Origin of the sequence: Arachnia propionica (assembly GCF_003932785.1) — a bacterium.
Taxonomy (GTDB): domain Bacteria; phylum Actinomycetota; class Actinomycetes; order Propionibacteriales; family Propionibacteriaceae; genus Arachnia; species Arachnia propionica_B.
On the sequence record NZ_RQYT01000095.1, the window covers coordinates 1 to 1682 of the forward strand.

2 protein-coding genes are annotated in these 1682 nt (G+C 62.2%); both read left to right on the forward strand.

The window, feature by feature from the left end; all coding sequences use genetic code 11:
- Positions 1–214: 214 nt before the first annotated feature.
- Positions 215–658, forward strand: a complete 444-nt coding sequence (locus tag EII35_RS15360; RefSeq protein WP_125229326.1) for a hypothetical protein — start codon at positions 215–217, stop codon at positions 656–658.
- Between the two features lie 828 nt (positions 659–1486).
- Positions 1487–1682, forward strand: a 196-nt coding sequence (locus EII35_RS15365; protein WP_148098961.1) for a hypothetical protein, incomplete at its 3' end; no start/stop codon positions are given.

Here is a 1682-nt window from a genome sequence, read left to right on the forward strand (position 1 = left end):
CCCTACGCCATGGGAGCCTTCAAAGCCCTCCCCGTGGAGAAACAGAAGGCAGCAGCCCAAGGCCGCACACCAGACCCCCACACCCCCTTGGGACCACCTCAACGATCAGAATGACGACCGCAACACTCATCCCAGTCCACAACCCCCTCACCGGACTCGACATCGAACTCACCGCCGACATCGGCGTGAACACCCCCACAAGTTGGCTCGGCGGATGACAATGGTGTGGCTGCTCGGGAAGGTCGGTGTCGGGGCAGAAAGCACAGTCACCACCAAGATCGGCACCTCCGGTTGGGGCCGAGCAGCGGGCCGAGGCCTCTTCGTCGCAGGGATCGTCCTCACCGTCGCCGAAGAGCACGACAAGGCGGACAAACGCTACCGGGAACAGAACCCCGAACTCACCGAGAGCCAACGCCAGCTCAAGACCGTCGAAACCACCGCAGTCCGCTCCACATCCAAGGTCACTGCAGCCATGATGGCAGGCGTAGCCGTCGGAGCTCTAGTTCCGGTCGGAGGGCCCCTGATCGGCCTCGGGGTCGGACTCCTGGTCGGCCTCGGCATGAGCATCCCAGTCGGACGGGACAAAAATCTCGGAGACCTCGCCGCCGATGTGGGCGAGGGAATCTGGAACACGGTCAAAGGATGGTTCGGAGGATGACAAATGCTCTACCCCTGCTTGAAGTTGACTCGGTTACCCCTCCTGTGGCAGCAGCCGGAATCAGCTTCTTTCTCTTTGGCCTCTTGGGGATCCGCCTGGCTTGGCGGGCATACACAGAGCCCGCTCCACACTTCGTCACCACATACCGAGGGGGAGCCAGCCCTACACTCAGCCTGCCGTACGGTGCAGGTTTTTTCCTCTCCACGGGAGTCGGAACTTTCAAGCCGCTCCTCCCGGAGAGCGTCATGACTGTCGTGGCATTGGTTTGGCTCCCAAGCATCGTGGTGTCCCTACTCGGAAGCATCATCTGGTTCCCCCGGTTCCTACTCCCACCCTGGTACCGGCGTGCGCTCAAGGCAGGCGTCCCCCGCCATGACCCCTACGCCATGGGAGCCTTCAAGGCCCTCCCCGTCGAGAAACAGAAAGCAGCAGCGGAACAAGCCGGGGGCTGATCTCACCTTGCCGAAAGCGTTGACTCCCTGTTTCCGCTGGTCGAGCCGGACCGCGAGCGCCAGCGAGAGACCTTGCTGACGCCGCGGAGAGCGTCTGGAACTTCGCGAAAGGTCTATTCGGATGACACCATCAACGCCACCAACCACATTGGAAGTAACGACCCCCGTTGCACTTGTAGGAGTCGCACTGGTGGCGGTGGGTTTGTTTTCCCTTCGCCAAGGGTGGAAGGTCTACACCGAACCTGTCCCGCGGTTCGTCACCCACTACCGCGGATGGTCCTGCCCGCTCCTCGTTCTTCCCTACTCGGGAACCTGGTTTCTGTGCTTGGCGATGGGAACATGGGCTCCAGTAGTCCCGTTGACGCTCATGCGGGTCGTGAGCATCGTCTGGATCCTCAGCGGCATCATCATGCTCCTGGGCTTCTTCATCTGGTTCCCCCGCTTCCTGCTCCCACCCTGGTACCGCCGCGCACTCAAGGCAGGCATCCCCCGCCATGACCCCTACGCCATGGGAGCCTTCAAAGCCCTCCCCGTGGAGAAACAGAAGGCAGCAGCCCAAGGCCGCACACCAG